Origin of the sequence: Xanthomonas sp. D-36-1, assembly GCF_017746155.1 — a bacterium.
In the GTDB taxonomy this organism is placed as follows: Bacteria; Pseudomonadota; Gammaproteobacteria; order Xanthomonadales; family Xanthomonadaceae; genus Xanthomonas; species Xanthomonas cissicola.
The window spans coordinates 41,971-48,866 of record NZ_JAGHWR010000005.1 but is presented as its reverse complement, the minus strand read 5'-3'; the positions used below and the strand labels follow the sequence as shown (position 1 = coordinate 48,866).

The following is a 6,896-nucleotide window of genomic DNA, read 5'->3' as shown; positions in this document are numbered from 1 at the left end:
TGCCGGCGATGGGGAGCGTGCGTCTGTGAACCGGGAAATTCCCGCGGAAAGCGCCAGAAATGGCGAAATTCCGAAGTTCCAAAAGCCACTCTTCGGAACGACGCCACCTTCCGCCCTGTCAGGTCTCGTTGTTCAGACCTTCCCTTGTCCGGGCTGGCCAGGCCCGGCAATCAGGGAAACAGCGGCGCGGCCGACATCCACGGCGCGGATCCATTCCGGACAGGCGTCCTTGGCACGGCTAGGCGTGCAGACCGGCTGCTCGACCGAGAGCAGCTGCACGCGGACGCCCCATGGCTTGGCTTCCTCATGCAACACCTGCGCGAGCATGCGCGTGGCGGAGGCCGCAACCGAGCGATCGCCATGCGCCGACCAGGCGCGCAACGCGCACGGGCTGCCGAGCAGCAGATAGCGACCACCGCCGTCGGCCTCGGCCAGCAGCGGCAGCAGATGGCGGGCGGCAGCCAGATGCGGCAGCACGTCGCGCTCTAGGCGGCGACGCAGGGCCGCCACCGGCCGATCCAACAGCCGCCCAGCCTTGGGCGGGCTGCCCAGGCTGGCGATCACCGCGCCCAGCGGTCGGTGCCGCTGGGCCAGCTCCGTGACCAGGCGGCACGCAGACGCATCGTCGGCCACCGATCCCTGGACGATGTCCAGCAGCGGCGAGTGCCCATGCTGCGCACACAGTGCGTCCAGCTTGGCAGCATCGCGTCCAATCACCACGGTCGGCATGCCGGCGTCGAGCAACGCGGCGACGATGCCCATGCCTACGTTGCCCGCGCCGCCAATGACGGCCGTCTCGGATTGGACCATCCCGCTCATGGGATTTTTGCTCCCGAGATCGGGACAATTCCATGCCGTGCCCAGCGCGCCTGCAGTCCAGTTCGCTGCGCCGGCGCGCCACCAGCCTGCCGCCGTGGCGAGCTGGAGAATTCGCGCAAGGCACTGTTGCGGGGCCGATTTTCCGCGTAAACGACTGGATCGAAGGCGCTTTCGATCGCACTGCGGTGACTGGAGGACACGCCGAAAACATTGCACAACCACATGGCCGTGCTCCTGCATGGAGGGGATGCCGCATAAGTTAGGCTTCAAAGCAGCACTTGATTAGTCCGGATTTAGGGGAATAATCGTCCCGCAAGCGGTCTAATCCCTCCTGACCCCCCGGAAGGCATCCCATGACTCACGATCTCAACGACACCCTGATCTTCGTCAAGGTGGTCGAACAAGGCAGCTTCATTGCGGCCGCCAATGCGCTTGGCCTGCCCAAGACCACGGTCAGCCGCAAGGTGCAGGAATTGGAAACCCGGTTGGGTGCGCGCCTGTTGCATCGAACCACGCGCCGCATCGGCCTGACCGAAGCCGGCTCGGTGTACCACGAACATTGCCAGCGCATCGCGCGCGAATTGGAAGAAGCCGAAAGCGCGGTGGGGCAACTGCAATCGGGCCCGCGTGGGTGGTTGCGTTTTACCGTGCCGTATTCGCTGGGCATTACCTGGATCGCGCCGTTGCTGGGCGAATTCCATGCACAATATCCGGAAATACAGTTGGACATGCATCTGGGCAACGAGAAGCTGGACCTGATCGGTGGCGAAGCGGATCTGGCGTTGCGCGTCGGCGCGCTGCCCGATTCCAATCTGGTGGCGCGCAAGCTCGGCAGCTTGCGTACCCAGGTGTTCGCCAGCCCGTCCTACATCGAACGCTATGGCGAGCCGCTGCATCCGGACGAGCTGCAGTTCCATCGCACGCTCGCCTTGCGCAAGAACCGCAACGTGCACAACAACCGTTTTTTCTGGTCGCTCAGCGACGGCAGCGATGTACGCGATTTCCCGGTCAATCCGCTGATGGTGGCCAACGATCCGGCTGCGCTCAACGGTGCGGTGTTGTGCGGCGAAGGCCTGTTGCTCACCGGCGATGTGATGGCCAAGCCGTTCGTGCAATCGGGTCTGGTGCGTCGCGTGCTGGCCGGGTGGACGGGGCCTGAGGTGGACTTCAATGCCGTGTTTGCCGGCGGTCGATTGGTGTCGCCGAAAGTGCGTGCGTTCGTGGACTTTTTGGTGACGCGCATGAACTTCGATGCGGATTACATGATGGCGCAGTGCCCTGCCCGTCTGGCCGCGCAAAAGGCCGACAACGATGCGAAAGTCGAAGTGGGCGCCGACGCGGAATTGCGTGCCGAAGGCAAGCGCATTCTGGAAAACGTCACGGCGTAAGACCGCTTCAAGCAGTCGCCCAATGGGGTAATCCTTCTTTCCTCGGGAGAAGGTGCCCAATGGGCGGATGAGGGTACGTCTGCGAGCGCTTAGTTAGTCGAGTGCGCGGTTCCCTCACCGCGCGCGGGACACGCCGTTAACCCGTCCATGGGGGCTCGATGGCGGCATCCATGCCGCCATCGGTCCCGCCATCGGCGAGGACACTGCACCAGAACGTTAGTCGGCGCTTCGAGAAAGGCGCTGTTACACAGAAGAGGCGCGGCTTCCTGCTTATGCACTGCTCGCTGGCCGCGCCTATTACATCGCAGCGAACGTTGCCCTCGCCTGCACCCACATACCGACCAACTCGACTGGTCCTTGCCTGCTCACCGTCGCGGGACCCTTGGCGGCATGGATGCCGCCACGGAGCTTACATGGACGTACTTGCAGCGTGTCCCGCGATGATGGGCGGGCAAGGCCCCTGCAGCCGAGTCGCAGATCCGCCGCTTTGTGATGCACGGACGATGAGTAGGAAAGATCGAGAATTCAAGTCGTGCAGACCAGTTGGTCTAAACCGAAAACATATGGTTAGCCGGCTTTGATCAAAAAAGCATGCAGCGCCACAAAAAACAGGCCGCTCTCGCGGCCTGGTTTTTCGATACATCGCGGGCGACTCAATCGTCCCACCACGATTCAACGCATCACATCAACGCATGCCGGTATTGCTGGCAGCGCCTTCGGCACGCAACGGAATCAGGCGGATTTCAACGCGACGGTTCTTGGCGCGGCCAGCATCGGTGGTGTTGTCGGCAATCGGATAACGCTTGCCCGCACCCATGGTTTCCATGCGTTCGCGCTGCACACCTTGCGCGGTCAGGTACTGCGCAACTGCGCTGGCGCGCTCTTCGGACAGGCGCTGATTGACTGCATCGCTACCGACGCTATCGGTATGCCCGACCACTTCCACCATGGTCTGGTTGTACTCGCGCAGTGTGGAGGCCACGCCGTTGAGCGCGGTGTAGAACTGCGGCTTCAATGCCGACTTGCCGAAGTCGAAGGTGATGCCGTCGGGCAGGTTCAGGCTGATGTTGTCGCCCTGACGCTGTACCTCGATCCCGGTGTTGGCGGTGCGCTCGCGCAGCGCGCGCTCCTGGCGATCCTGGTACTGGCCGATTGCCGCGCCACTCAGTGCACCAATGCCGGCGCCGACCATTGCGTGCTGACGACGCTCGGTGGCGCTGTCGCCGGTAAGCAGGCCTGCAGCCACACCAATGGCGGTGCCAATCAGCGCATTGCGGCCGGTCCGATTCTGCTGTTGCGTCTGCTCGCCGTATTGGTCGCGCTGCACATACGAGCCGCCGGTGGCGCAAGCGGACAGCGCGATGGCGCTGGCCAGTGAGACGGCAAGACTCTTGGTGGCTGCTGGGGACATGGTGTTCTCCTATGGCCGGACCATCCGGCGCTCGATCGTGTGCGCGAGGATAAACAGGCCCACGCGACTGGCGCATGATGAAAACTGCCGCAATCCGTGTGCAGCGGGTATGCCATTCAGGAAAACGTTTTCGGTGATGACACGCACGCGTGCGCCGCCACAGTGGCCAGCGCATGCCGGTGAACAGCGCACGTTCCATGCCCTGTCTGCCTCATCAACCAGCGTGGCGTTTACCGGAGGAACACGCACCGCATACGCGCATCGGATCGGTCGGCAGCGACTAGGCGCGCGATTTTGCGTAGGCTGCCAGTGCCGCATCGCGCCCTTCGGCCAAGCCGATGATCGGTGCGCGCGGGTACTGCGGTGCAACGCGTGCGAGCGACAATGGATGCAACCACGGCGCGAAGCGTTCCTTCACCGCAAGCTTGCCCAGCTCGGGCACCCAGCGCGTGATGTAGGCCGCCTGCGGATCGAATTTTTCTGCCTGCGTCACCGGATTGAACACGCGGAAATAGGGCGCGGCATCGGCGCTGGTGCCGGCCACCCACTGCCAGCCCAGTGTGTTGTTGGCTAGGTCCGCATCGACCAGCGTGTCCCAGAACCAGCGCGCGCCTTCGATCCAGTGGATGCGCAGATGCTTGCATAAAAAACTGGCGACGATCATGCGCACGCGATTGTGCATCCAGCCGGTATGCCAGAGCTGGCGCATGCCGGCATCGACGATCGGAATGCCGGTGCGTCCACGTTGCCAGGCCTGCAATGCAACCGGATCGACCGTTGCCCAATCGAATCCTGCAAAGCGTGGATTGAGATTCTGGTTGGTGGTGTCCGGGAAGTGATGCAGCAAGTGATAGGCAAAGTCGCGCCACCCCAGCTGCCGGATATAGCCATCGATTTCCGCGCCATTGCGCGCAGTGCGATGCGTCTCCAGGGTGCTGGCGATCCGCCACGGAGCAATTTCGCCGAAGTGCAGATGCGGCGATAGTTGCGAGGTCCCGACGCGATCGGGGCGATCGCGGTTTTCGCGATATCCAGACAACGCGCCGTCGATAAAGATCTCCAGCATTTCGTGCGCGCCGGCTTCGCCGGGCTGCCAGTGCTCCCAGAAGCCTTGGTCCCACTGCACGCCCGGCACCAACTGCAGCGTGTCGAGCGCATCGGTCTTCAAGCTTGCAGGCAGCGGCGGCAGGCTGCGCGGCGCACCCATCGCGGCAGGCAATTGCAGCTGTGTCAGCGCATTGCGCCAGAACGGGGTAAACACCTTGTATGGGCCGCCCTGCTGCGTGGACAACTGCCACGGTTCGAACAGCAATGTGCAATTGCAGCTCTGCACCTCGATGCCGCGATCGCGCAGGTCGCGCTTGATCTGCGCATCGCGCGGCTGCGTAGCAGGCTCGTATTTGCGGTTCCAGTACACCGCCACCGCACCGGTCTGCGCGATCACCTCATCCAGCACCTGCGCGCTGTTGCCGACGCGAATGACCAGCCCGCTTCCGAGCACGCGCAAGGCGCCGTCCAGCGCTGCAAGCGAGCGATGCCGCCAGGTGCGCGATGCGGCGCCTGGCGTCCATTCGCCCTCTTCGTGCGGTGCGTCGATGTACAAGGGAATCGGGTGATGCCCCGCATCGAGTGCGGCGCGCAAGGCCGGGTTGTCTTCCAGACGCAGATCGCGACGGAACCAGACGATGGCGTATGACATACGAACTCGGCAGCAAACAATGAGGCTGCGCAGCATAAGCCAGCTGGCGCCACGATGGCGCGATGCCGGGCGGCGGATGACCGCCCGGCCGTTCCACGACAGCGCTTACTCGAAACTGCCCACCGAGTCGTGCGCCAGGTTGTCGAAGCGGGTGTATTCGCCGAAGAATTTAAGCTTGCACGAGCCGGTCGGTCCGCCGCGGTGCTTGCCGATGATGATTTCGGCCAGGCCCTTGTCCGGCGAATTTTCCTTGTTGTAGTAGTCGTCGCGGTAGATGAAGACGATCATGTCCGCGTCCTGCTCGATCGCGCCCGACTCGCGCAAGTCCGCCATCACCGGGCGCTTGTCGGTGCGGGTTTCCAACGAGCGGTTGAGCTGGGACAACGCAATCACCGGCACGTTGAGCTCCTTGGCCAAGCCCTTCAGCGAGCGCGAGATCTCCGAAATTTCGGTCGCGCGGTTTTCGCTGTTGCCCGGGACCGACATCAGCTGCAGGTAGTCGATGACGATCAGGCCCAGATCGTGCTCGCGCTTGAGCCGGCGGCACTTGGAACGCAGCACTTCCGGCGACACGCCCGGGGTGTCGTCGATGAAGATCTTGGTTTCCTTGAGCATCTTGATCGCGCCGGTCACGCGCGCCCAATCCTCGTCTTCCAGCGCACCGGTACGCAGGCGCTGCGCATTGATGCGGCCATTGGAGGAGATCAGGCGCATGGCCAACTGCGAGGCCGACATTTCCATCGAAAACACCGCCACGCCCTTCTTGGACTTGATCGCCGCATATTCGGCGATGTTCAGCGCAAAGGTGGTCTTGCCCATCGCCGGACGCGCCGCCAGGATGATCAGGTCGGTCGGCTGCAGGCCGGCGGTCATCGCATCGAAATCGGTGTAGCCGGTCGGCAGACCCGTGATGTTGCCGCCGTTTTCGAAGCGGTTGCGCAGCTCTTCGAAGGCATCCTTCAATGCCCCGGGCATGGCCACGAAATCGGTGCGCCCACGCGCGCCGGCTTCGGCGATCTTGAACACGGCTTTTTCGGCCGAGGACAACAACTCGACGCTGTCGCGCCCTTCCGGCTGAAAGCCGTCGTTGACGATGGTGGTGCCCACTTCGATCAACTGCCGCAGCACCGCCTTGTCACGCACGATTTCCGCATACGCGGCGATGTTGGCCGCCGACGGTGTGGTGCTGGCCAGCTCGATCAGGTATGCGCCATCGCCCACCTGCTCCAGCTTGCCCTGCGACTCGAACCATTCGCCCAGGGTCACTGCATCGAATGGGCGGTCTTTCTCGTTGAGTTCGCGAATCGCGCGGTAGATCAGCCGATGGTCGCGCCGGTAAAAGTCGTTTTCGGTGAGCTGGTCGTTGACCCGGTCGAACGCGTCCGGCGCCAGCATCAAGCCACCCAGCACCGCCTGCTCGGCCTCGACCGAATGCGGTGGCACCCGCAGCTGGTCCAGACGCGGCTCGGGACGATCGTAATCGTAATCGTCGTCGTCGCGATCGCGACTGCGCTTGGAACGGAAACCAGGACGAGCGGACATGGACAAACAAACCTGACGCGGGGAGACGAGGGCAGGA

Annotated in this window: 5 protein-coding genes and 1 pseudogene; 1 reads left to right on the top strand and 5 read right to left on the bottom strand. The window is 63.4% G+C overall.

Annotation, left to right across the window (positions count from 1 at the left end; genetic code table 11):
- Nucleotides 1–144: 144 nt before the first annotated feature.
- Nucleotides 145–819: pseudogene (locus J7367_RS01850) on the bottom strand (SDR family NAD(P)-dependent oxidoreductase); the annotation flags it as partial.
- Nucleotides 816–1,043, bottom strand: coding sequence for a hypothetical protein (locus J7367_RS01845; RefSeq protein ID WP_022559676.1), 228 nt, complete (start codon nucleotides 1,041–1,043; stop codon nucleotides 816–818). The pseudogene J7367_RS01850 and the gene J7367_RS01845, both read right to left, overlap by 4 nt.
- A 129-nt stretch (nucleotides 1,044–1,172) precedes the next feature.
- Here J7367_RS01845 and J7367_RS01840 point away from each other — a divergent pair, with 129 nt between their 5' ends.
- Nucleotides 1,173–2,207: a LysR family transcriptional regulator gene (locus tag J7367_RS01840; RefSeq protein WP_005925689.1), complete on the top strand. Its 1,035-nt coding sequence runs from the start codon at nucleotides 1,173–1,175 to the stop codon at nucleotides 2,205–2,207.
- 685 nt (nucleotides 2,208–2,892) lie between these two features.
- Here the strand turns inward: J7367_RS01840 and J7367_RS01835 are convergent.
- The 3 genes from J7367_RS01835 to J7367_RS01825 form a co-directional block, all read right to left on the bottom strand.
- Entirely contained in the window at nucleotides 2,893–3,618 is a 726-nt protein-coding gene (locus J7367_RS01835; RefSeq protein ID WP_057661915.1) for an OmpA family protein, read from the bottom strand.
- Nucleotides 3,619–3,898: 280 nt separating this feature from the next.
- The gene (locus J7367_RS01830; protein ID WP_057661911.1) at nucleotides 3,899–5,317 is read right to left on the bottom strand and encodes a deoxyribodipyrimidine photo-lyase; all 1,419 of its coding nucleotides are present in this window, start codon (nucleotides 5,315–5,317) and stop codon (nucleotides 3,899–3,901) included.
- A 105-nt stretch (nucleotides 5,318–5,422) separates the two neighbouring features.
- Complete coding sequence (locus J7367_RS01825; RefSeq protein ID WP_022559679.1) at nucleotides 5,423–6,859, bottom strand: replicative DNA helicase; 1,437 nt, start codon at nucleotides 6,857–6,859, stop codon at nucleotides 5,423–5,425.
- Nucleotides 6,860–6,896: the final 37 nt, after the last annotated feature.

What these genes read in the sequence shown, in the direction of transcription:
- J7367_RS01830 (WP_057661911.1), bottom strand. Translation starts at nt 5,317, where the DNA reads ATGTCATACGCCATCGTCTGGTTCCGTCGCGATCTGCGTCTGGAAGAC.
- J7367_RS01835 (WP_057661915.1), bottom strand. Translation starts at nt 3,618, where the DNA reads ATGTCCCCAGCAGCCACCAAGAGTCTTGCCGTCTCACTGGCCAGCGCC.
- J7367_RS01845 (WP_022559676.1), bottom strand. Translation starts at nt 1,043, where the DNA reads ATGTGGTTGTGCAATGTTTTCGGCGTGTCCTCCAGTCACCGCAGTGCG.
- J7367_RS01840 (WP_005925689.1), top strand. Translation starts at nt 1,173, where the DNA reads ATGACTCACGATCTCAACGACACCCTGATCTTCGTCAAGGTGGTCGAA.
- J7367_RS01825 (WP_022559679.1), bottom strand. Translation starts at nt 6,859, where the DNA reads ATGTCCGCTCGTCCTGGTTTCCGTTCCAAGCGCAGTCGCGATCGCGAC.